At 64.9% G+C, this 21,139-nt stretch carries 20 protein-coding genes; 6 read left to right on the forward strand and 14 right to left on the reverse strand.

Going from position 1 to position 21,139, the window contains the following annotated elements:
• Nucleotides 1–25: 25 nt before the first annotated feature.
• The 5 genes from SSPSH_RS18645 to dsbG all read right to left on the reverse strand — a co-directional run bounded on the left by SSPSH_RS18645 (nt 26) and on the right by dsbG (nt 4,500).
• Nucleotides 26–649: a LutC/YkgG family protein gene (locus tag SSPSH_RS18645; protein ID WP_006914161.1), complete on the reverse strand. Its 624-nt coding sequence runs from the start codon at nt 647–649 to the stop codon at nt 26–28.
• A 3-nt stretch (nt 650–652) separates the two neighbouring features.
• On the reverse strand, nt 653–1,372 hold the full coding sequence (locus tag SSPSH_RS18650) for a class I SAM-dependent methyltransferase (protein WP_006914160.1): 720 nt from the start codon (nt 1,370–1,372) through the stop codon (nt 653–655).
• Nucleotides 1,373–1,376: 4 nt separating this feature from the next.
• Nucleotides 1,377–2,870 (reverse strand): lactate utilization protein B, encoded by a 1,494-nt coding sequence (locus SSPSH_RS02675; RefSeq protein ID WP_006914159.1) that lies wholly within the window; start codon nt 2,868–2,870, stop codon nt 1,377–1,379.
• Nucleotides 2,867–3,610: a (Fe-S)-binding protein gene (locus tag SSPSH_RS02680; RefSeq protein ID WP_006914158.1), complete on the reverse strand. Its 744-nt coding sequence runs from the start codon at nt 3,608–3,610 to the stop codon at nt 2,867–2,869. Before SSPSH_RS02680 ends, SSPSH_RS02675 begins: the two co-directional genes overlap by 4 nt.
• A gap of 116 nt (nt 3,611–3,726) precedes the next feature.
• Complete coding sequence (gene dsbG / locus SSPSH_RS02685) at nt 3,727–4,500, reverse strand: thiol:disulfide interchange protein DsbG (protein WP_021031329.1); 774 nt, start codon at nt 4,498–4,500, stop codon at nt 3,727–3,729.
• 183 nt (nt 4,501–4,683) lie between these two features.
• Here dsbG and SSPSH_RS02690 point away from each other — a divergent pair, with 183 nt between their 5' ends.
• Entirely contained in the window at nt 4,684–5,082 is a 399-nt protein-coding gene (locus SSPSH_RS02690; RefSeq protein WP_021031330.1) for a DUF4282 domain-containing protein, read from the forward strand.
• 76 nt (nt 5,083–5,158) lie between these two features.
• On the opposite strand, the gene SSPSH_RS02695 is transcribed toward SSPSH_RS02690, so the two are convergent.
• From SSPSH_RS02695 to SSPSH_RS02710, 4 genes are all read right to left on the reverse strand, one after another.
• Complete coding sequence (locus tag SSPSH_RS02695) at nt 5,159–5,908, reverse strand: SDR family oxidoreductase (protein WP_021031331.1); 750 nt, start codon at nt 5,906–5,908, stop codon at nt 5,159–5,161.
• A gap of 48 nt (nt 5,909–5,956) precedes the next feature.
• Entirely contained in the window at nt 5,957–6,694 is a 738-nt protein-coding gene (locus SSPSH_RS02700) for a sulfite exporter TauE/SafE family protein (RefSeq protein ID WP_006914154.1), read from the reverse strand.
• A gap of 173 nt (nt 6,695–6,867) precedes the next feature.
• Nucleotides 6,868–7,422, reverse strand: coding sequence for a cytochrome b (locus SSPSH_RS02705; RefSeq protein ID WP_040607315.1), 555 nt, complete (start codon nt 7,420–7,422; stop codon nt 6,868–6,870).
• Between the two features lie 191 nt (nt 7,423–7,613).
• Nucleotides 7,614–8,636 carry a helix-turn-helix transcriptional regulator gene (locus tag SSPSH_RS02710; protein ID WP_006914152.1) on the reverse strand — a complete coding sequence of 341 codons (1,023 nt, stop codon included), beginning with the start codon at nt 8,634–8,636 and terminating at the stop codon, nt 7,614–7,616.
• A gap of 216 nt (nt 8,637–8,852) precedes the next feature.
• On the opposite strand from SSPSH_RS02710, the gene SSPSH_RS02715 reads away from it, so the two are divergent.
• From SSPSH_RS02715 to SSPSH_RS02725, 3 genes are read left to right on the forward strand one after another with little or no spacing between them, the layout of a single operon-like run.
• Nucleotides 8,853–10,913: a TonB-dependent siderophore receptor gene (locus SSPSH_RS02715; protein WP_006914151.1), complete on the forward strand. Its 2,061-nt coding sequence runs from the start codon at nt 8,853–8,855 to the stop codon at nt 10,911–10,913.
• Entirely contained in the window at nt 10,913–11,863 is a 951-nt protein-coding gene (locus SSPSH_RS17690) for an alpha/beta hydrolase (RefSeq protein WP_006914150.1), read from the forward strand. The genes SSPSH_RS02715 and SSPSH_RS17690 overlap by 1 nt, the downstream gene beginning before the upstream one ends.
• Complete coding sequence (locus SSPSH_RS02725; RefSeq protein ID WP_006914149.1) at nt 11,860–12,675, forward strand: siderophore-interacting protein; 816 nt, start codon at nt 11,860–11,862, stop codon at nt 12,673–12,675. The genes SSPSH_RS17690 and SSPSH_RS02725 overlap by 4 nt, the downstream gene beginning before the upstream one ends.
• Here SSPSH_RS02725 and SSPSH_RS02730 read toward each other — a convergent pair.
• The 5 genes from SSPSH_RS02730 to SSPSH_RS02750 all read right to left on the reverse strand — a co-directional run bounded on the left by SSPSH_RS02730 (nt 12,672) and on the right by SSPSH_RS02750 (nt 18,632).
• Nucleotides 12,672–13,520 (reverse strand): ABC transporter ATP-binding protein, encoded by an 849-nt coding sequence (locus SSPSH_RS02730; RefSeq protein ID WP_006914148.1) that lies wholly within the window; start codon nt 13,518–13,520, stop codon nt 12,672–12,674. The genes SSPSH_RS02725 and SSPSH_RS02730 overlap by 4 nt on opposite strands.
• Entirely contained in the window at nt 13,517–14,599 is a 1,083-nt protein-coding gene (locus tag SSPSH_RS02735) for a FecCD family ABC transporter permease (protein ID WP_006914147.1), read from the reverse strand. The genes SSPSH_RS02730 and SSPSH_RS02735 overlap by 4 nt, the downstream gene beginning before the upstream one ends.
• A complete protein-coding gene (locus SSPSH_RS02740; protein ID WP_006914146.1) occupies nt 14,596–15,636 on the reverse strand; it encodes a FecCD family ABC transporter permease in 1,041 nt (346 codons plus the stop codon). Before SSPSH_RS02740 ends, SSPSH_RS02735 begins: the two co-directional genes overlap by 4 nt.
• Complete coding sequence (locus SSPSH_RS02745; RefSeq protein WP_006914145.1) at nt 15,633–16,568, reverse strand: ABC transporter substrate-binding protein; 936 nt, start codon at nt 16,566–16,568, stop codon at nt 15,633–15,635. The genes SSPSH_RS02740 and SSPSH_RS02745 overlap by 4 nt, the downstream gene beginning before the upstream one ends.
• 102 nt (nt 16,569–16,670) lie before the next feature.
• Complete coding sequence (locus SSPSH_RS02750) at nt 16,671–18,632, reverse strand: ligand-gated channel protein (protein ID WP_021031334.1); 1,962 nt, start codon at nt 18,630–18,632, stop codon at nt 16,671–16,673.
• Nucleotides 18,633–18,776: 144 nt separating this feature from the next.
• Here SSPSH_RS02750 and SSPSH_RS02755 point away from each other — a divergent pair, with 144 nt between their 5' ends.
• Nucleotides 18,777–19,679 carry a LysR family transcriptional regulator gene (locus SSPSH_RS02755; RefSeq protein WP_006914143.1) on the forward strand — a complete coding sequence of 301 codons (903 nt, stop codon included), beginning with the start codon at nt 18,777–18,779 and terminating at the stop codon, nt 19,677–19,679.
• Between the two features lie 126 nt (nt 19,680–19,805).
• Nucleotides 19,806–21,062: a Glu/Leu/Phe/Val family dehydrogenase gene (locus SSPSH_RS02760; RefSeq protein ID WP_006914142.1), complete on the forward strand. Its 1,257-nt coding sequence runs from the start codon at nt 19,806–19,808 to the stop codon at nt 21,060–21,062.
• The last annotated feature ends 77 nt before the right edge of the window (nt 21,063–21,139 follow it).

The raw sequence follows: 21,139 nt of genomic DNA on the forward strand, positions 1-21,139 counted from the left end.
GTGAGCGTCGACCGAACGCGTCGGCCTATTGGACGGGGGCGGGAATAACCGTCAACGACCTCACCCCCTGCGCGCCACGTACGAGCACGCCTTCGATATCCGCGGTGGCCGAGGGGCCGGTGTGGAAGACGGTGTAGTTTGCGCTTACGAAGTCATCGCGCTGGTAGGCGCGGTGCAGGTTGGTGACGATTTCGGCCGGGTCGAGCAGTACGACGAGGTGCTGGGCGAGATAGGCGATCGAGTTGACCGTGAGTTCGGCTTCGCTGAAGGCCACGCTGCCGGTTTCGGCTACGCCGAAGCGGGCGCGTAGCACGGCGATGTCGACGTCGTGGACGCTGCCCGGCGCGTCGGTTTCGGTTAGCGCTCGATTGCCGGCGACTTCCGGTACGTTGGAGGCGATGACGGCCTCGTCGAATGTCTTGCCGAGTTTGTCGGCCAGCGCTTCCTGCAGCGCGTCGTCGACGGTCTGGCCTTCGGGCAGCGCATGCCAGGTGCCGCCCATCATGGTCAGGCGTTCGGCGAACAGGTCGATCAGGCCGGCGCGGTCTGCTGGGTAGTTCTCGTCGTAGTTCGGCACCGTGGGCGCCGGGGCATCGAGGCCGGGTTTGGCGCTGCGAACGGCGCCGAGGATGTCGTCGCGGCTGCTCATGGGTTAAAGCTCCGGGTCGTCGTCGGTCGGCTGGCGGATGGCGATGAGTATCAGCGAGGCCGGCAGATAGTGGTTGTCGTCGAGCGGTTCCTCAACCGTGGCCAGGCGCCAGTCGCCGCTGTTGACCAGTTCCAGCCAACGCCCGAGGGTTCGAAAATACCAGGGGGCGTCGTCCTGGAAGCCGCTGCCCAGGCAGGCACCGCTGGCACTGCGCCAGCCGTCGATATAGGGCCGGTCGCCGCAGGCGGTGAGCGGGTGCAGGGTCTGGATGATCAGCAGCCCGCCGGGTACCACCGCGCGCGCCGCGCCGGCCAGGGCATCGTCCACGCTGTCTTCGCCGAGCAGGGAGAAGTTGCAGACGGCCATATCGAAGGGTTCGTCGAACTCGGCGTCGGCGAGGTCTTCGTAGGCACAGACCTTGAGTTCGACGTTCGGGTTGACGCACTTCTCGCGCGCGGCTTCGATGAGCTCGGGCACGGCATCGATGCCGGTGCAGGCGATGTCTTCGGCGGCCAGTGCGCGCAGCAGCCAGCCTTCGCCGCAGCCGATATCGAGCACGCGCTCGGGCCCGCAGTCGAGCACGGTATCCACGATGGCGCGATCGGTGGTGCGGCGGCTGGCGATGCCGTGCTGATGAATGGCGTGCACCCAGGCGGCCGCGTTGTCGTGCCACGCTTCGAGAATAGCGTTTTCAGCGGGCAATCTCTGGGTGTCGTGGGCCATGGCGTTAGTTCTCCGACGTGTTGCGGCTTGCGCCATCCCGGTTGAGACGATGGCGCTTGTACCAGTCGTGGAAGGTGCCGTTGTCGGGCGGGCTGGGCATTTCGCGGCCCTCACCCCAGGCGTTCATGCGGTTGTAGATCGCCCAGCGCGGCAAATGCTTTAACGCGGAGTTGGTGGTCTTGATGGCGGCCCGGTAGCCTTTCGGGCTGGCCAGCACCTTGCCGGCTGCGGCGAGCCCGGTTTTCTTGGTCCACGGCAGATGGCCGTTCTCGGCCAGCACCTGGCGCCAGCCGAAGATCTGTTCGTGAATATTGATCTTTACCGGGCATACATTCGTGCAGCTGCCGTTGAGTGTGGAGGCAAACGGCAGGTTGGAATAGCGGTGGGCGTCGAAGGTGGGGTTGAGGATCAGCCCCAGCGGGCCGGCATAGGTCGCGCCGTAGCTCAGCCCGCCAGAGCGTCGATACACCGGGCAGGTGTTCATGCAGGCGCCGCAGCGAATGCACTTGAGCGACGACCAGAACTTCTCCATGCCCAGCCGCTTGGAGCGGCCGTTGTCGACCAGCACGATATGCATCTCGCCGCCCTGCTTGGGGCCGCGGAAATGCGAGGTGTACTGGGTAATGGGCGAGCCCAGGGCCGAGCGCGACAGCAGACGAATGAACACGCCCATGTCTTCCACGCGCGGCACGAGTTTTTCGATGCCGATGGAGGCCACGTGCAGGTTGGGCACGTTGGCTGACAGATCGGCGTTGCCTTCGTTGGTACAGACCACGAAGCCGCCGGTTTCCGCCACGGCGAAGTTGGCCCCGGTCATGCCGGCATCGGCGTCCAGAATCAGCGGGCGGGTGGCATCGCGCTGGGCACCGGCGAGATAGTGGGCATCGTCGTTCTCGGGATCGCTGCCGAGCTTGTCGGCGAACAGCCGCGCCACGTCCGAACGCATCTTGTGAACGGGCGGCACCACGATATGGCTCGGATCTTCGCCGTCGAGCTGCTGGATACGCTCGCCCAGATCGGTTTCCACGATCTCGATGCCCACGCCGTCCATGTAATGTCGAAAGCCGCACTCTTCCATGAGCATGGACTTCGCCTTGATCACGCTCTTCACGCCGTGATCGGTGAAGATCTCGTGGATGATGCGGTTGTGCTCGGCGCCGTCTTTCGCCCAGTGCACGTGAATGCCGTTGGCCTTGGCGTTGGCTTCGAACTGCTCGAGATAGGTGTCGAGGTGGGTAAGCGTATGCGTTTTGATGTCGCTTGCCAGCTGGCGCAGCTCTTCCCATTCCTCGATCGTATGGGCCTGCTTGTCGCGCTTGGTGCGCATGGCCCATACGCGGGTGTCGTGCGATTTGGCGTGTTCCGGCGCGTTCAGAAACTGCTTGGCCGAGCGCGCATGGTCCACACGCTTGCCGTCGGCGGCCTTCGCCGGGCGTGGCTGGGGTTCGGGTGTGGCGCGTGCCATGGTGGCCGCGGGATTGGGTTCGTTGCCGCTCATTGGCTTGCCCCGTTGAGGATTTCGGCGATGTGCTTGAAGCGGATCGGCGCGCCGATACGGGCGGCACAGCCGGACTGGTGCATCAGACAGGACGAATCAGCGGAAACGATGTATTCGGCGCCGTTGCGTCCGTGATCGGCGATCTTGTCCTGGCCCATCCGGGTGGAGACTTCCGGCTCGGTCACCGAAAAGGTGCCGCCAAAGCCGCAGCATTCGTCCGGCCGGTCGATGGAGACCAGCTCGATGCCGGCCACCTTTTCCAGCAATGCCCGCGGCTTGGAAAAATACTCGCCGTGCAGTTCGCTGGGCTTGCCGTGGCCGAGGTTGCGCAGCGTGTTGCAGGAGTCGTGATAACCCACGCGATGCTCGAAGCGCGCCCAGGGAAAGGCCTCGACCTTGAGCACATCGTGCAGAAATTCGACGAGTTCTAGCGTGTTCTCGCGTACGTGCTTTACCTCCGGCGTTTGTTCGATGGCGGTGAGGTTGTCACGGATCTGGTGCACGCAGGAGCCGGAAGGCGCCACGATCAGGTCGTACTGGGCGAAGTTCTTCACGAACAGCGCTTCGGTGGCCCGTGCTTCGTCGTGGCAGCCGGAGTTGACCATCGGCTGGCCGCAGCAGGTCTGGTCGAAGGGGTAGTCGACATCGCAATCGAAGCGCTCCAGCAACTCCAGCGTGGCAACGCCTACGCCCGGGTAGAACGCATCGATGAAACAGGGGACGAACAGGCCGATTCGCATGGGGTCTCCGATTGCCGGCAGCGGACGTCTCGTCCACTGCGAAAACGACGCCTTTCAAACGCCGCGTATCACACTATGTACAGGGTAGCGAATCCGACTCGTGCGTGTGCGCCCGGCTACTTCGCACCCATGATGTCCTTGCGCAGTTTGCCTTGCGGCACGCCCTGTTTGATGCCGATCTCGCCGTCGTCGTCGCGATAGACCAGCCCCGGGGTGCCCTGAATGCCCAGCGATGACATTAGCATGTTGTTCGCGGCCACCTGCTGGCGTAGCGCCGGCGTCATGTCCTCGAGCGGGGTGATGCCGCCGCTGGTGTAGTTGTTCTCATGCTGGGCGAGAGCCGCGCTCGGATCCTCTGCGCCCAGGATTGCGGCGGCCTTGCCTGCACTGCTCGGCTTGAGAATGCCGACCGGAATATGACGCAGCTGAACCTTGCCGGCCTCCACCCAGGGGCGGGCGATCTCGTAGAACTTGTGGCAGTACGGACAGTTCGGATCGGTGAACACGTAGATCTTGCGTTCTGCATCGTCGGCACCATCCGCGACCCAGTTCGAGTCCTCGAGTGCTGGCCAGGCGTTCTGAATATCCGGCTGGGTGATCGTGGCGTCGAGAATCTCCTGGCTGAGATTGTTGCCCTCGGCATCGAGCATCGGGCCGATGATCACGTGGTCGCCGTCCGGGGTGAGATAGAGCGTGAGCGGACGATTGCCGGCACGCGCGGCATAGCCGGTCATGCCGCCGGGGGCGTCGAACTCTTCGACGATCGTCACGCCCTTGTCCTGAATATTGCGGATCGGCGCCGGCCATTCCGGCGCGGCGGCCGCCAGCGCGAGCGGCAGCGTCGCCAGCAATAGGCCAAGGGCGACTACGGGACGAGCAAGGCGTCGCATGAAAACTCCTCAACAGACGAGCGGTCGTGTGACCGCGACGCCAGTCTAGCTGATCGATTACCCCCAGGGGAGCGAACGACGAGGATCATATTTGCTGCGATGCAACAAATCGGCATAGGATCGGTCCCAGTGCTCACGACGTGTGGGATACGCGCTCGGCGCGAGGGTTTGCAGGTAAATTCCATGAAACGACTTCACGAAATGCGCAACGACGGCGGCAGTCTGCTCTGGGGGCTGTTCGATCGTCAGTTCACCACGGTCATCACGACCCAAATGGTGCCCACGATCTATACGCTGGGGCAGCTGCTTTCGGGTATTGCCACCGCCTATGTGATCTTCTGGGCCTTTCAGCAGTCGCTGGTCAGCGGTCTGGTGTGGCTGTGTCTGCTCGGGCCGGCCATGTTTCTGGCGCTGGTGGTCAGTATCCGCGTATTGCTGGAGTTCGTACTCACCGTGTTCCGGATCGCGTTCTTTCTCGAAGCACTGGGCGGACAGATCGAAAGCATCGCCGGGCAAACCGAGGATATTCACCAGGATTTGCCGCGAATACGGTTCTGGCGCAAGACGCCGCGCAGTAAATAGGCTGGCAGAACCCGGCGCCACGGGCAGGTACGTGCCCGCGGCACCGGGACCGCTCACGGGATGCGCAGGCGCGCGCTCAGACGCCGCCGTCGACGTCCAGAAACGCGCCGGTGGTGAATTTCGCTTCGGCGAGATAGAGAATCGCCTCGGCGATATCCTCCGGCTGGCCGACACGACCGAGCGGGATCGACGATTTCGCCTGTTCGGGCTTGTCCGGCAGGCCGCCGCTGGCATGGATGTCGGTATCCACCACGCCCGGGCGTACCGCGTTCACACGGATCTGATCGGCCGCGACTTCCTTGGCCAGGCCTTCGGTGAGCGTATCGATCGCGCCCTTGGAGGCGCCGTAGTCGATATACGTGCCGGCACCGCCGCCGCCGGCCGCATGGCTGGCCGCCGAGGAGACGTTGACGATGGCGCCGCCCGGCCCGCCGTAAGACGTGCCCATACGCCGGATCGCCTCGCGGGCACACAGGAACGGGCCCACCACGTTCACCGACATCATGCGGGCCACGCGCTCGGCCGACATGTCGGCCACCTTGGACGGTTGGTCGACGATGCCGGCGTTGTTCACCAGCGCGGTGATACGGCCAAGTTCGTCGTCCACCGTGGCGAACATGCGCACTACGTCCTGTTCGTTGGCTACGTCGGCCTGAACGGCAAGCGCCTTGCCGCCATCCTTCTCGATCGCCTTGACGATCGCATCTGCCGCCTCCTGATTGCTGTGATAGTTCACCGCAACGGCATAGCCGTATTTGGCGGCCATCAGGCAGGTTGCCGCACCGATACCCCGGCTGCCGCCGGTCACGAGCATCACTTTATCCATGACTCAACTCTGAAGAGAATGATGCTCACAGGGTAACGCTTGCCCCGGTTATACGCGCAGGAACATCAGCACGGTCATGATCGAACCGATAGCGACAATGCCGATCCGGTGCCAGCGCGGGGCGATGCGATAGCCGAAGGCCGCGCCAATCCAGCCGCCGAGCATGGCGCCGCTGGCCATCAGGGCGGCCAGCGGCCAGTCGATGAGTCCGAACAGGGCATACACCGAGACCGAAATCGTGGTCAGCGTGGCCGACATGACCGCCTTCATGGCAACAGACGTCAGCAGGCGCGTCTGGCCCAGCAGCCCGAGCAGGGCGATTACGATGATGCCCACGCCGCCGTTGAAATAGCCGCCATAGGTGCAGGCGATATAGAGCGCGACAGCCGCCACCGGCGTGCTGGCTTCGCGCTCGGCCATGCGCTGCTTGAGCCAGGGCGCGGCTGCAAAGATGAGCGTGGCCACGCCCATGAGCCAGGGCACGATGGCCGAAAACGCGCGGTCGCCGGTCAGCAGCAACAGCGATGCGCCGGTTATGCCGCCGGCCGCTGCTATGGCCACCATGGCCAGCAGCGACAGCGCCGCCGGCGGTGCGACATCGCGGCGAAACCGAAACAGCGTGGTGGCATAGCCCGGCAGCACGGCCGTGGCGCTGGTGGCGTTGGCTACCGTAGGCGGCAGGCCGTGGAACAGCAGGGCGGGCAGCGTGATGAAGCTGCCGCCGCCGGCCAGGGCGTTGATTGCACCCGCGACCAGGGCCGCGACAAAAAGCAAAGCGATGTCCAAAACAGGGTTCGCGCAGTAGAGAGCAAGCCCAGTTTAAACCGTTGGCTTATTCCGGGACGCACGCGCCTGCGATGGGCTCAGAACGCAGGCGGCTTTCATCGACTTCTATCGAACACGCGGCCGAGCGCGTTGGGCCGGCCGGATGTCGTTGCTTTTGAACAGGCGTGTCCGGCTCAGAGGCGCTCGTCGCCCTTGGTCATGCGCGCGATCAGCGGCTGTTTGAGACCGTAGGTATGCACGAATGCCATGACGATATGGCCGGCGATGAGGGCAAACAGAACCCAGCCGAGAAAGCCGTGCCACTGGTTACCCAGGTTGCTCATCCATTCGACCTTGGTTTCCATGCCATCGAAGATCTGTACGCCCAGCGCGGAAAAGGGACGCGTGCTGCCATAGGCTCGGATGATGGCGATCACGGGGACCGCGATCATCAGCCCATACAGCGCGACATGGCCAAGTGCGGCGGCACGGTGCAGGGCGCCGTCGTGTGCGGGTCGACGGGCGAGGTTGATCAGCCCCCAGACGCCGCGTAGTACGGCCAGAACCAGTATCAGCACGCCATTGGAAAAATGGGTGCCAAAGAAGAAATCGGTGATGGCGGTTTCGTCGAAAAAATAATGCAGCAGCGCCGACGTGGCCTGCCATACGATCAACAGCGCCATGGCCCAGTGAAACAACCGGCTTATCAGCCCGTAACCGTGTGCGTGGTCCATGACTCGAGTATCCATACGAAGCCCTTTGCGTGCGTGCCGATGATGTCCGGAAAGCGGTGATCGAGTCGTGGCAAGCGGGCCATCGCTGCACTTGGCCTGACCCTGGCCGGTGCGACCACTCGATTCGGTCAATTCCTGGCAGCAAGCCTAGCGCAATAAACGTGCGGATGTGTTTGCAGAATGTTGCCAGGCCGTTTGCGGCGGGCTTATTCGGCTTCTTCGGCGCTGGTGACGCCGCGTCGGCGTTCGCTTGGCGCGATGCCATAGAGCCGGCGATAGGCGGTGGCGAAATTGGCGGCGCTGGTATACCCGGCCAGCTCGGCGGCACGAACAACGCTGGCGCCGTCTTCGCGCAACGCACGGTCGGCCGTCTGAAGACGGCGTTGGCGCAGGAATTTCTGCACGCTCATGCCGTAGCAGATCTGAAAATGGCGCTGCAGGCTGCTCCGGCTCATGCCGGCTTCGCGGGCCAGGGCATCGACGGTGAGTGGGCTGCTGGCCGGGCGCTCGACCAGATCGCGCATGCGGCGCAGGCGACGGGCATCGATAGGCCGGGGTGGTTCGTTGGTCGCCGGTGCATCCAGCAGGGCCGGCAGGGCTTCGGCGGCCATGGCCAGCGCCAGGCTTTCGCACCGCAGCCGTCGTGCCGGCCCGGCGCCCGCGCCGTCGCTATCCGATGCGATGAGCGCCTGGGCACTCGCGCGCAGGGCCGAACTGGGGTGCCAGGGCTGCATGCATAGATGCGGTTCCTGCGGCAGGCGCGTGTCCGTACGGCCGTCGCCGAGCGTTACCAGGCGCTGGCGCAGCCAGTCATGGGGCACCGTCAGCGTGAGGCTGTGTTCCAGGCTGTTGCGGCGGGCGCGGCGTTCGAATGGGGTGGTTTCGTGCAAATGCACGGCATAGGCATAGCTTTCGCCGGGGCCGACTGGCAGGGGCTGACCGCCAAAGCGCACATCGACCTCGCCGCCGAGTACCAGAATCAGCTTCAGGCTGGGGCGCAAGCGCAGCCGGGAATGCATGTCCTGGCAGTTGCGCACGCTGGCATGGCGCAGCACCAGCCCGCCGGGGAGGGCATCGACACCGAACTGGCCTTCAAGCGGCGGCGAGTCGTCGGCGATATGGGTCTGGTAGTCGCGCCCCAGATGCGCGGCGTGCCGATCGAGCTCGGCCGCGCCGATACGGCGTTCGAGATGGTCCTCTTCGGGTGCGGTAGTCGAATGCAAAGACATTTGAGCGTTTCGCAAAGGTTTGGGCGGCAAGCCTCTGAAATAATGCGCGGCACAAAGCGTAAATGCAAAAGATTCGCATTCGCACAAAGTTGATTCTGGAACTCGCCTGCGCTGCCGCAGGGGTCTTACTTGGGGAAATACATGAACGGCTGCAAAAAATACCGCCTATCGCGACACACGCCCTGGCTTGTGGGCGTTGTAACGCTCGCTTCGGCGATGCCTGCGTTCGCGCAGGACGCGCAGGACTACAGCGATGATCCCTTGCAGCTTGAAATGGTTACCGTCGAAGGCAACCAGCTCTACGATATGCTGCCCTCCGAGCAGACCGGCGGCTACGCCGTGGATGCGGCGACCGTGGGCACCAAGACGCCGGCCGCGCTCAAGGATATTCCCCAGTCGATCAGCGTGATCACCCGCGAGTCCATCGAGGATCGCAACGTGGATACGCTCGATGAACTGGCGCGGCGCACGCCGGGCCTGCGCGTGCTCACCAACGACGCCGGGCGTTCGTCGATCTATTCTCGCGGCTATGAGTACGACGAGTTCAATATCGACGGCCTGCCGGCGCCCATGGCCAGCATCAACGGCACATTGCCCAATCTGGCCGCCTTCGACCGCGTGGAGGTCATGCGCGGCCCGTCCGGGCTGTTCAACAGCACCAGCGAACTCGGCGGTATCGTCAACCTCGTTCGCAAGCGCCCGACCGAAGACGCCCAGGCCCATGTGATCGGCCGCTATGGCAGCTTCAACCAGTATTATCTGGAAGGCGATGCGTCCGGCCCGCTCACCGACGACGGCCGGCTGCGCGGGCGCGCGGTGATCGCACAGAGCGATACCGACGGCTTTGTCGACAACAACGACAACAACGCCCAGACCTTCTACGGCACGCTCGAATACGATATCGACCCGGATACGATGGTATCGGTCGCCTATCTGCGCCAGGCGCGCGATATCACCGTCAACAACGGTCTGGCTACCGATGCCGACGGCGATCTGCTCGATGTGGACGAGTCGACGTTCTTTGGCGCCGACTGGAACGATTTCACCTCCACGACCGACGATTTCCTGTTCGAACTGACCCATCGGTTCGAGTCGGGTGGTTTCGGCCGGGTCGGCGCCCGCTATTCCAACCGCAACGCCGACTACAATTATGCGTTCGGCGGTAGCGCGCTGGCCGACGATGGCAGCATCGGTGTATCCGGCACGGCAGGAGATATCGATCAGAATACGCTCGCGATCGATGCCAGCTACAGCCAGCCGTTCGAAACCTTCGGCAACGTCAGCGAATTCGTGGCCGGCGTCGACTACAAGCACTACGACACGGATACCGCCCGCGGACGTGCGCGTCTGGGCCGAATCAACGCCGACGATTTCGAGGATCTCGCCTATGTGGACGTTCTCGAAAGCGGCTCGGTCACGGACAATACGACCAAGCTCGAAGAAATCGGCCTGTATAGCAAGCTGACCTTCCGCCCGATCGAGCCGCTGGCATTGATCGGCGGTGTCCGGGTCAGTGACTACAAGGTCGAACTCACCGATAACGATACTGGCGCGACCGGCACGCGTGACGACAACGGCAAACTCACCCCCTATGCCGGCCTGGTGCTCGATGTGGATCGTCACCACGCGCTGTATGCCAGCTATTCCAAGGTATTCAATCCGCAGACTGCCTACGACGCCAACAACGACCTCATCGAGCCACGTGAGGGCACGCAGTACGAGACCGGCGTGAAGGGTAGCTATTTCAACGGCGATCTCAATGCCCGCGCCAGCCTGTTCCGGATGTACGATCGCAACTTCGCAGCCGGTGTGCCTGGCGAGAATTACAATGCCGCGATCGGCCAGCGGCGTATTCAGGGCGTGGAGTTCGAAATCGATGGCTCGCCGATCGAACAACTGGATATCATTGCCGGCTATACCTATCTCGACACCGAAGTCGAGCGCGGCGATCCGGAGGCCACCTTCGTACTCATGCCCGATCACATGTTCAACCTGTGGACCAAGTACGCCTTCGACTCCGGCCTGCTCGACCGGGTGAGCATCGGCGCCGGCGTGACCGCGCTCAGCGACTTCAGCTCTACCCAGGGCGTGGAAGCACCGGGCTATGCCGTGGTCGATGCCATGGTGGGCTACAAGTTCACCGACAAACTGTCGGGCGCACTCAACGTGAACAACATCCTCGACAAGAAGTATTACAACCGCGTGGGCAGCACCGGCACGTTCAACTTCTATGGCGAACCCACGAGCGTGGTCGGCTCCCTGCGCTACGATTTCTAGTGCAGGCAGGGCCGACGACTCTATCGGGCACGGGGCGCTGGCTGCGCCTCGTGCTTGCCTGCGTACTGGCGGCGATGAGCGGGTTCGCCCCCGCCCTGGCTCAGCCGGACCTGGATACAGTGGCCCACCCCGAGGCCGCGGCCGCGCTGCACCAGGAGTCGATCGTCGATCCTGCCACCGGGCGGGTCTACGAGTTGCTGTTGTCGCAGCCGCAAAAGCCCGCACCCGCTACGGGTTATCCGGCTGTCTTTCTGTTCGATGGCAATCGCACCGCGCCGGCGGCGCTCGCATGGCTGCAGGCGCACGATCTGGCCGATCGTGTGCTCGTCGTTGGCCTGGGTTATCCCGATACCATCGCGTTCAACATCCCGCGCCGCTTTGAAGACCTGACGCCCACGCCGGTCGCGAAGCGCCCGGGTAGCGGTCAGGCAGCCGCGTTTCTCGATTTTGTCGAGCAATGGATCAAACCGCATATCGCACGCCGCTACCCGCTCGACCCGAACCGAACAGCGCTTTACGGTCATTCGCTGGGCGGGCTGACCGCGCTGTACGATCTGGCCCATCATCCGGACCGGTTTTCGGCCTATTTCGCTGCCAGCCCGGCCTTGTGGTGGGACGACAGCGTTGTCATGCCGCAACTGCAACGGGCCGCGCGCAGCGAACGCTGTGCCAGCGGCCCGCCACGAACCGTGGTGATCACGGTCGGCCGCAAGGAACAGCCGTTGAATACTGACGAAAAAATCGATGCCGCACGCGCGGCCAAGCTCGCGCGCCGGGGCATGGTCGATAACGCCGAACATGCGGCCGGCATTCTCGCCGGTTGCGCGGCGTTTGACGTGCACTACCAAGTGCTTGCCGACGCCGACCATGGCGCTGCACTCGACGGGGGGCTGTTCTATTCGCTCACGCAGTGGCTGGGTGACGACCGTGCCGCGGAGCGCCGGCCATGAGTGCCCGTGGCCCCTGGCCGTTGCAGGTCACCGATGTGGCACGGCTATCGCCGAGCCTGCTGCGTGTGGAGCTGGCCGGCGAAGACGGGGTGCTTGCGGGCTTTGCCGGTGATCGCGCCGGCGCGCATATAAAAATCTTCCTGCCGCAGCCGGGTGAAACGGCGCCCGCCCTGCCCGAATTCACGCCCAGCGGGCCGCGCTGGCCGCAATCGCGCCCGCGCGCGATCACGCGAACCTATTCCGTACGCTATTTCGATACGCAACGGCAGCGTTTGTATGTGGATTTCGTGCTGCACGGCGACGACGGGCCGGCTTCGGCCTGGGCCCGGCGTGCCCGGGTGGGCGATACCATCGGCGTGGCCGGCCCCGGCGGGCCGAGCCCCATGCTCGCGCCCGTGGACCGGGTGCTGCTGGCCGGCGATATCACCGCCCTGCCGGCAATCGCCGCCCTGCTGGAAAGCCTGCCGGCACAGGTATCCGGGCATGCGATCGTGCAGCTGCCGGCCGATGCTGACCGGCCCGAGCTCGATTACGCGGCGTCGGTCACCATCGACTGGCTGCGAGCGCCCCATGTCGATCATGCCGATACACCCCTGGTGCATGCGCTCAAGGCGCTCACGCCGCCGGCGGAATCGGTTGCGGCCTGGGTGGCCGGCGAAAACGCGTCGGTGCTGGCCATGCGTGCGCACCTGCGCGATGTCTGGCAGCTGCCCCGACGCCAGATCTATGCCGTGCCGTACTGGAAGGCACGCGCCAGTGAAGAGGCCTATCACGCCGAGCGCCATCGGGTGATGGACAACTTCGATAGCTAGCTGATGGAAGAGCCGGGCGCCGCAATGTCGCGGGCGCGGCGTACGTTCGCCAGCAGCGGCGCGCCGGTATCGGTATCGGTGACCAGCGTGCAGTCCACGCCGTAGAGTTCGCGGACCAGTTCGCGGCTGACGATTTCCGACGGCGGGCCGGCCGCGACCACGCGGCCATCGCGCATGGCCACCAGATGATCGGCATAGCGACAGGCATTGCCCAGATCGTGCAGCACCATGACCACCGTCTTGCCCTCGGCGGCGAGATCGCGCACCAGCTCGAACACCTCGATGGCATGGCCCAGATCGAGCGCGGTGGTGGGTTCGTCGAGCAGCAGTACGGGCGTTTGCTGGGCGATGGCCATGGCAATCCAGGCACGCTGGCGCTGGCCGCCGGACATGGCCTCCAGCGGCCGGTGCGCCAGGGCTTGCAGATCGGCCGCGGCCAGGGCGGCATCGACCACGGCGGCATCCTCGGCCGACCATTGCCGCAGCCAGCTCTGGTGCGGCTGACGCCCGAAGCGGATCAGCTCGGCGGCGGTCAGCCCTTCCGGCGCGGTCACGTTCTGGGGCAGCAGGGCCAGCGCACGGGCGAGTTCGCGTGCGCCGTAGCTGCGGATATCGCGCCTTTCGAGAGTGATACGCCCGGCCTGCGGTGTATGCAGGCGTGCCAGCGCCGACAGCAGCGTGGATTTGCCGCAGCCGTTGGGCCCGACGATGGCCGTGACCTGTTCGCGCGGAAAGGCGATATCCAGCTCGCTGAGCACTGGCCGCCGGCCATAGCTCACGCACAGCTTTTCGGCCTGGAGTGGGCTGGTCAGCGAAAGGGGCGGCGCTTCGAAAGGCACGGTCATACGCCTATTTTGTGGCCTGGACGCAGCAGTATCCAGAGCAGCACCGGCGCGCCGACCACGGTACTGATCAGTCCCACCGGAATTTCGATAGGCGAGAACAGCACCCGCCCGGCCAGATCGGCCACCACCATGAGCAGGGCGCCTGCGAGCGTCGCGCCCATCAGGGGCACGCCGCGCCGCGAGGACAGATGCCGGGCCAGTTCCGGGCCGATCAGCGCGATCAGCCCCACCGGCCCGGCCACGGCGACCGCCAGCGCGGTCAGCCCCACCGACAGCACGAGCGCGCCCAGGCGGATATGGGCGACACGAATGCCCAGGCCCTGGGCCACGCCTTCGGAAAAACGCACCACGCCGAGCGCCCGAGCCAGCGCTGCGGCGCCGATCAGGCCGATCACCAGGCCGATGGCGAGCATGTTCAAGGCCAGCGCGCCTACGCCGTTGAGGCTGCCCACGGTCCAGGGGTAGGCCGCGTTGGCCGCATCGATCGCGCTGCGCGCGAGCATGAGCCGCGTGATCGCATCGAAGGCCGCCCCCACGCCGATGCCGGCTACGAGGAAACGATAGCCCTGGGTGCCGATGCCGCCGGCCAGGCCAAAGGCGATGGCCGTGGCCACGCTGGCACCGACCAGCGCCATGGCCGGCGGCGCGATGCCCAGGCCCACGCCCAGTACCGAGGCCACGGCAAAGGCAGTTGCGCCGTTATCCAGGCCGATAATGCCGGGGGTGGCCAGACGGTTGCGGGCCAGGGTCTGCATCAGACAGCCCGCCAGCGCGAACGCCCCGCCCGAGAGCACGCCGGCGAGCAACCGTGTCCAGCGCAGCTCCTGGACGACGAATACGTCCATGAAGTCGCCGTAACCGAACAATCCGGCAATGGCAGCCCGCGGCGTGATCGAAACCTCGCCCAGACACAGCGACGCCACGCAGGCGGCCCACAGCGCCGCGGCCAGAAGCAGGTTGGCCACACAGGCGCGCTTGTCGAGCAGTAGCGAGCGCCCGCTGCGGGCCGAGCCCAGCGGCAGCCGCCAGCTGCCGGCCGGCGCCAGCGCAGGCCGGGCGTGTTCGCTTGCCGTAGTCATAGCGTGGGCAGGCGCCGCGAGCGCACGACGGCAACCAGCACTGGTGCGCCGATCAATGCCGTGAGTACGCCCAGCGGCAGCTCGGATGGGCGTACGACCAGACGCGAAACCACATCGGCGCCGAGTGTGAGCACCGCGCCGATCGGCAGGCACAGCCAGAGCGTGGTGCGTACATCCGGGCCGGCGAGCCCGCGCGCCACGAAGGGGGCGACCAGCCCGATGAACGCGATCGGCCCGGCGATCGCCGTGGCCGAGCCCACCAGCAGTGCGACCGCCAGCACCACCAGCAGCCGTACCAGGCGTGGCCGGTGGCCCAGGCCGCTGGCGACATGCTCGCCCAGGGCAAGCGCGGCCAGCGGCCGGGCAATGCCGACGACCACGACCGCTGCCACTGCCAGGCCGGGCAGCAAGGCGATGACATCGTCCGGGCGGCGGCCGGCAAAACTGCCCACCACCCAGAAGCGGATTTCATCGGCGGTGCGCTCGTCGAACAACAGAATCAGCGAGGTCAGCGCATAGAGCAGGCCCGAGAGCACCGCGCCCGCAAGCACCAGGCGCACCGGATCGTCGCCGGCGCCGCGGACACGCGAGGCTGCCAGTACCGCCACGCAGCCGGCGAGCGCACCGAACTGGGCGACCGGCACCCGTAACGACGCGGCATCGGCGCCCAGCGCGATGGCGATGGCCACGGCAAACGTCGCGCCGCCGCTCACGCCCAGCAGGCCCGGTTCGGCAAGCGGGTTGCGGGTGACCGCCTGCAGCAAGGCGCCGGCCACGGCGAGTGCGGCCCCCACCAGAACGCCGATCGCGGTGCGCGGCGCGCGTAGCGATTCGATTGTGAACCAGGCGTTGTCGTCGCTGGTGTGCCCACTCAGGGCGCGTATCAGCGTATCGAGAGAATCAAGCGGACCAATGGCGCCGGCACCGAACAGCAGGCTGGCCACGCACACCAGCAGCGTCGCGGCGCACAGCAGCGCGAACCATAAACGGACTCGGCGCTGCGGTGCGCCGGCTGCAATGCGTGGCCGGCCGTTCAAGGTTGGGCGGCAATACCCAGCGCGCGGGCGATGTCATCGAGAATCGCATTGGCGGCAAGCGGCCCCGAGGCGCTTGTCCACAGCTGGCCATCGACCGGCACGACCTGATCACGCTGCACCACATCCAGGCGCTCGAAGGCAGGCGAGGTGCGTGCCTTGGCCAGCGCGGATTCGCCATCGGCGTTGAGGGTGGCCAGAAACAGCCAGTCGCTGTCGATTCGGTCGAGATTTTCCAGGCTCAACGGGTCGCTGTGTGGCCGGTTTGCTGCGATCTTGCCGTCGTTTCCGGTTTCGAAACCGGCCGCGCTGAGCACGCGTCCCGCAAAGATTCGGGACGACATCACGATGGGGCCCTGCGGCATCCAGCGGGCAACCGCAGCCTCGGTGTGGGCCGGCAGCTGTGCGCGGATGTGCTCAGCCCGCGCGTCGAAGGCTTCGATGAGCTGCTCGGCCTTGTCTTCGCGGCCGAGCGCCCGGGCGAACAGCCGGGTTTCGTTCTGCCAGGCGTCGGCCGCGAACGAAGAGCCTTTGGGCACGACGGTCGGTGCGATCTTCGAGAGTAGCCGGTACTGCGGTTCGGACAGATTCGACGAGGCCAGGATGACGTCCGGGCGCTGGGCGACGACCGCTTCGATATTGGTCTCGCGCGCGGTGCCGACAATGGCGATATCCGGCACATGGTCGTGCATGTAGTTGGCGACGCTGTCGCCGCCGCGGGTAGCGACAGCCGCAAGCGGGGTCGTGCCCAGCGCGACGGCGCTATCGAGCGCGCCTTCGTAGAGGGTCACCACGCGCTCGGGCGTGCCGTCGATCTCGACGTCGCCGTAGGCGGTATCCAGCGTGCGTGCGGCATGGGCCGTGCCTGCAAGCAGGAGCAGGGCGAGGGCAACGATAAGGCCGGGCGTACGCCGCCGACCGTAGAAAAACGACATGAAAAACTCCGTGATGGCGCACGGTCGAGATCGCGACCGTGCAGGATAATGCGCGTCGCCGCCGAGGGCCAGCGGCGACGCCCTGGAACCGTTCGCTGGCGGCTAGAATTCGACGTTCACGCCCAGCCAGTAGCGGCGCCCGTCCTCGACGAAACCGTATTCTTCGTAGTTCACGTCCTCGTCGAAGAGGTTGTAGACGCCGACGTTGAGGGTGGTGGCGTCGGTCAGGGCGTAGCCCATGCCCGCGTCGACGAACGTGTAGGACGGTGCGATCAGCGCGCTCTGCGAAGGCCCGGTGGTGGGCTGGCTTTCCTCGCCGCGATAGGTCAGGCGCGCCCAGGAGGCGATGTTCTGCGTGGCTTGCCAGTTGGCAGAGGCGCTGAACAGATGCTTGGGCAGCTGGGTGAGCGGTTCGCCTTCGTATTCGCCGGATTTCTGCTCGGAATCGGTATAGGTATAGCTCGCGGATACGTCCACCGTGGTGCTCACCGGGGCCGACAGGGCGACTTCCACGCCCTGGGTGATCGCTTCGTCAACGTTGATGCGATAGGTCGGGTCCGAGCCGAACTGGTTGGGGCCGTCGCTGCAGATATCGATCGGGCAGGACACGCGGGTGATCTTGTCTTCGAAGTCGTTATGAAACAGCGTCAGGCTGGCGTTGGCGCCCCAGTCGCTAGCATAGAGCAGCGCAAGTTCCTTGTTGACCGAGGTTTCCGGTTCCAGATCGGGGTTGCCGTAAATATTGCCGCCGCGGCTGATCTGGCCGAAATTGGGCGTGATCTCGCGCAGATCCGGGGCCCTGAAGCCGGTCGACACGCCGCCCTTGAGGGTCCAGTTGCGGGTCGGGTTCCATACGCCGTACAGGCGCGGGCTGACGTGCGAATCGAAGTTCTCGTCGTGGTCCAGACGCAGCCCGCCGGTGAGTGCGAAGGTGTCGGTAAGCATCCATTCGTCTTCGGCGAACACGGCCCAGATGTCTTTTTCGACATCGGTCAGATCGGAAATCTGGTTGGTGGTGCCGTCGGCGAGTTCCTGGCGCTCGGCGCTGGCGCCCAGGGTCACAACGTGCATGCCCAAGGGCATGACCACGCTGGTCTTGGCCACCGTATTGGTGATCTCGATTTCACGGCTCGAGTTTTCGGCCGTTTCGCGCTGGATATAGGTATCGGTGGTGCCGAAGTCCCAGCGGCCCTGGTGGGTCAGGGCGTAGTGCTCGCGCGAATAGCGGTTGAAGGAATCGGTGCAGCCACCGCGACAGCCGGTCACCCGGCCGGAGCGCCCGACGTTCTGTTCCCGTGTCTGCTCTTCGGCGCCGGCTTCGAGGGTGAAGTCCTGGTTGTCGGTGGGCGTGAACGCCAGGCGCGCGGTGAGGTTGCGCAGGTCCTTGCCTTCATAGCCGTCGATGATCTCGTCTTCGGCGCGACGGCTGACCTTGCCGTAGAGCTGCAGGCCCAGCAGGTCCTGCTTGAGCGGGCCGCCGACATAGAAGTTCGCGCTCTGGCGGTTACCCGAGTCGCCGTCTTCCTGGATGATGGTGTCGGCCTGTACGGCGCCGCCCCAGTCCTCGGGCACCTTGCGGGTGATGATATTGATTACGCCGCCGATGGCATCGGAGCCGTAGAGCGTGGACATCGGCCCGCGGATGACTTCGATGCGGTCGATGGCCTGCAGCGGCGGCAAAAAGTCCTGTTCGAAGCCGGCACTGCCGTTCGGACGCGTTTCGCGGGTGTTCTGGCGTTTGCCGTCGACGAGGATGAGCGTATAGGCGCTGGGCATGCCGCGAATGCTGATATCGCGGCCGTTGTCGCCCGCGCCGCCGCCGGTCACGATGACGCCGGGCACATCCTGCAGGGCATCGGTGACGTTGCGGTAATAGCGTTTTTCGATCTTCTCCTGATCAATCACGCTGATCGACGCCGGCGCGTCTTCGATCTGCTGCTCGTGTCCGGAGGCCGTCACCACGACCTCGCCTAGTGACATGGCCTCCTGGGCGGTTGCCGCGGTGGCGCCGCATATTGCCACTGTAGACCCCAGCACCCGACAGACACGCTGAATACGCTTCATTTATCCCCCAAAGAATTTTTAATGCGAATAATTCCTATTAAGATTGTGCTATAAAGCGAGTTGCAGTTGGCCGAACGTGTCATTGCGCCTGATGCAACAACCCATCGGCACAGGCGCTTCGGTCGCATGCGAGGGAGACGCGGGATGCACCGATTGAGCGAACTCGCGGCGTTTGTTGCCGTGGTGGAGAGCGCCAGCCTGACCGCCACGGCGCGCCAGATGTCGTTATCGAAATCCACCTTGAGCCGCCGTCTGACGCGGCTCGAGGCACGGGTGGGTCAGCCGCTTTTACGTCGGCGTTCGTACGGTCTGGAGCCGACGGATGCCGGCCAGGTCTTTGCCGGCTATTGCCGCGACATGCTCGATATCGACCGCGAAAGCCGATATGCGCTGGAGCAATTGAGCGAACGCGTGGTCGGGCAGCTGACCGTGCATGCGCACCCGCTGTTCATGCGCGGCTGGTTCATGCATAACGTCGAGGCGTTTCTGGCGCGCTTCACTGAAATCGAGCTCAATCTGGTCACACTCACCCAGCCGCCGACCGGTGGTTCGGGCGTGTCGTTGTGCCTGTGGCCGGGCGAGCTTGGCGACTGCGGCCTGCGTAGCGAAGTGGTGGGGTACCTCACCCGTGGGATCTATGCCCATCCGGATTATCTGGCCGAGCGGGGGACACCCACCCATCCGCGTGAGCTGGCCGATCATCAATGGGTGGACATGCTCGGCGAGCGGCGCGTACCGCTGGAACTGCGCAACGACAGGCAGCGCCTGGTGTATCGGCTGGCGCCTCTACGGCTGCGCGCGCGTACCGATCAACTCGTACTGCAGGCCGATGCGATCGCCCGCCGTGGCGGCCTCGGTGTGCTCCCCGACTGGACCGCGGCCAAACGCTCGCACGCGCATCCGGGCACGCTTTGCCGCTGCCTGCCGGATTGGTCCTTGCCCGCGCTGCCGGTGACGCTTGCCTATCCCTACGGGCGTTTGCCGCGCAAGACGGTCTGTCTGCTCGATTATCTGCGCGAGGCTATTCCGCAGGCGTGGCGCATCTAGCCGGCCGTGCGCTGACTAACGTTCCGGCGATTCATTGAGGCGCATTGGCCCGCGGCGGCCTCCGCCTCTTGTATTTGGCATCGATCGTACGCAGCTACTCCGCATTGCCCGCAATAATATTGTTTTATGCCAAGCCTTTTCGACGGTGCGAGTGCGCGTATCGAAGCCGCGCTCGAATATATCGACATCTCCGACGACATCGCCCAGCAGTTGGCCCAGCCGGATACGGCGCTGAAAGTGTCCGTACCTTTGCGCCACGACGACGGCGAGATGAAGCTCTATCCCGGTTATCGCGTGCGCTACGACACCACGCTCGGTCCGGCCAAGGGCGGGATTCGTTTCCACCCGGACGTGAACGCCGATGAGGTCTCCACCCTGGCGTTCTGGATGACGATGAAATGCGCGGTGCTCGGCCTGCCGTTTGGCGGCGGCAAGGGCGGTATTGCGATTGATCCGAAACGACTTTCGCCGGCAGAAATGGAGCGGCTTTCGCGCGCCTATGTCGACAAGATCGCGGACTTCATCGGGCCGGATTCCGATATCCCGGCGCCGGACGTGAATACCAATCCACGCGTGATGGGTTGGATGATGGACCAGTACCGCATTATCAATCGTGCCGAAGTGCGCGACGTGATTACCGGCAAACCGGTCGAAATGGGCGGCTCCGAAGGCCGCACCACGGCCACCGGCGATGGCGCTTTTCATACCCTGCAAACGATGATGGCGCGTTGGGATCGCGACGCCGAGGGCACGACGGTAGCCGTGCAGGGCTTCGGCAACGCCGGCCAGCAGTTCGCGCGCCTGTGTGCCGACGCAGGCTACACCGTGGTGGCAGTCAGTGACTCCGGCGGCGGGATCTACGACGAAAACGGTCTGGATATCGATGCCGTTGCCAAGGCCAAGCAGTCCGATGGTTCCGTGACCGCGGCCGACGGCGAGCAGATATCCAACGACGACTTGATCGCGCTCAAGGTGGATGTACTGGCACCCGCGGCGTTGGAAAACGTCATCACCGAGGACAATGTCGCCAATGTGCAGGCCGGCGTGATTGTTGAAATCGCCAACGGGCCGGTAGCCAGCGAAGCAGACGCCACGCTCATCGACAATGATGTGCAGGTCCTGCCGGATATTCTCGCCAACGCCGGCGGCGTGACGGTGAGCTATTTCGAATGGGTGCAGAACCGCCAAGCCTGGTACTGGGACGCTGATACCGTGGCCGAGCGGCTGGAAAAACGCATGGTCGATGCCACCGAACGCGTGGCCGAGCGCGCCGAATCGCTGGAGATCGACTACCGCACCGCGGCCTATGTGATCGCGCTGGAAAAACTCGAAAACGCCGCCCAGGCCCGCGGTACCAGCAGCTTCTTTCGCGATGGTGGTTAGCTGAGACGCCGGGGCGGCTCCGGTACCCCGGCATCGCTCGATTCGCGCAGAACAGGCCGACCGCAATGCAACATCGC

The sequence above is a fragment of the Salinisphaera shabanensis E1L3A genome (assembly GCF_000215955.2).
GTDB lineage: Bacteria > Pseudomonadota > Gammaproteobacteria > Nevskiales > Salinisphaeraceae > Salinisphaera > Salinisphaera shabanensis.

Coding starts and splice junctions, on each gene's coding strand:
- SSPSH_RS02675 (WP_006914159.1), bottom strand. CDS start 2,870: ATGAGCGGCAACGAACCCAATCCCGCGGCCACCATGGCACGCGCCACA.
- SSPSH_RS02715 (WP_006914151.1), top strand. CDS start 8,853: ATGCCTGCGTTCGCGCAGGACGCGCAGGACTACAGCGATGATCCCTTG.
- SSPSH_RS02750 (WP_021031334.1), bottom strand. CDS start 18,632: ATGAAGCGTATTCAGCGTGTCTGTCGGGTGCTGGGGTCTACAGTGGCA.
- SSPSH_RS02690 (WP_021031330.1), top strand. CDS start 4,684: ATGAAACGACTTCACGAAATGCGCAACGACGGCGGCAGTCTGCTCTGG.
- SSPSH_RS02735 (WP_006914147.1), bottom strand. CDS start 14,599: ATGACTACGGCAAGCGAACACGCCCGGCCTGCGCTGGCGCCGGCCGGC.
- SSPSH_RS02745 (WP_006914145.1), bottom strand. CDS start 16,568: ATGTCGTTTTTCTACGGTCGGCGGCGTACGCCCGGCCTTATCGTTGCC.
- SSPSH_RS18645 (WP_006914161.1), bottom strand. CDS start 649: ATGAGCAGCCGCGACGACATCCTCGGCGCCGTTCGCAGCGCCAAACCC.
- SSPSH_RS02705 (WP_040607315.1), bottom strand. CDS start 7,422: ATGGATACTCGAGTCATGGACCACGCACACGGTTACGGGCTGATAAGC.
- SSPSH_RS02680 (WP_006914158.1), bottom strand. CDS start 3,610: ATGCGAATCGGCCTGTTCGTCCCCTGTTTCATCGATGCGTTCTACCCG.
- SSPSH_RS02755 (WP_006914143.1), top strand. CDS start 18,777: ATGCACCGATTGAGCGAACTCGCGGCGTTTGTTGCCGTGGTGGAGAGC.
- dsbG (WP_021031329.1), bottom strand. CDS start 4,500: ATGCGACGCCTTGCTCGTCCCGTAGTCGCCCTTGGCCTATTGCTGGCG.
- SSPSH_RS02760 (WP_006914142.1), top strand. CDS start 19,806: ATGCCAAGCCTTTTCGACGGTGCGAGTGCGCGTATCGAAGCCGCGCTC.
- SSPSH_RS02730 (WP_006914148.1), bottom strand. CDS start 13,520: ATGACCGTGCCTTTCGAAGCGCCGCCCCTTTCGCTGACCAGCCCACTC.
- SSPSH_RS02695 (WP_021031331.1), bottom strand. CDS start 5,908: ATGGATAAAGTGATGCTCGTGACCGGCGGCAGCCGGGGTATCGGTGCG.
- SSPSH_RS02725 (WP_006914149.1), top strand. CDS start 11,860: ATGAGTGCCCGTGGCCCCTGGCCGTTGCAGGTCACCGATGTGGCACGG.
- SSPSH_RS02710 (WP_006914152.1), bottom strand. CDS start 8,636: ATGTCTTTGCATTCGACTACCGCACCCGAAGAGGACCATCTCGAACGC.
- SSPSH_RS18650 (WP_006914160.1), bottom strand. CDS start 1,372: ATGGCCCACGACACCCAGAGATTGCCCGCTGAAAACGCTATTCTCGAA.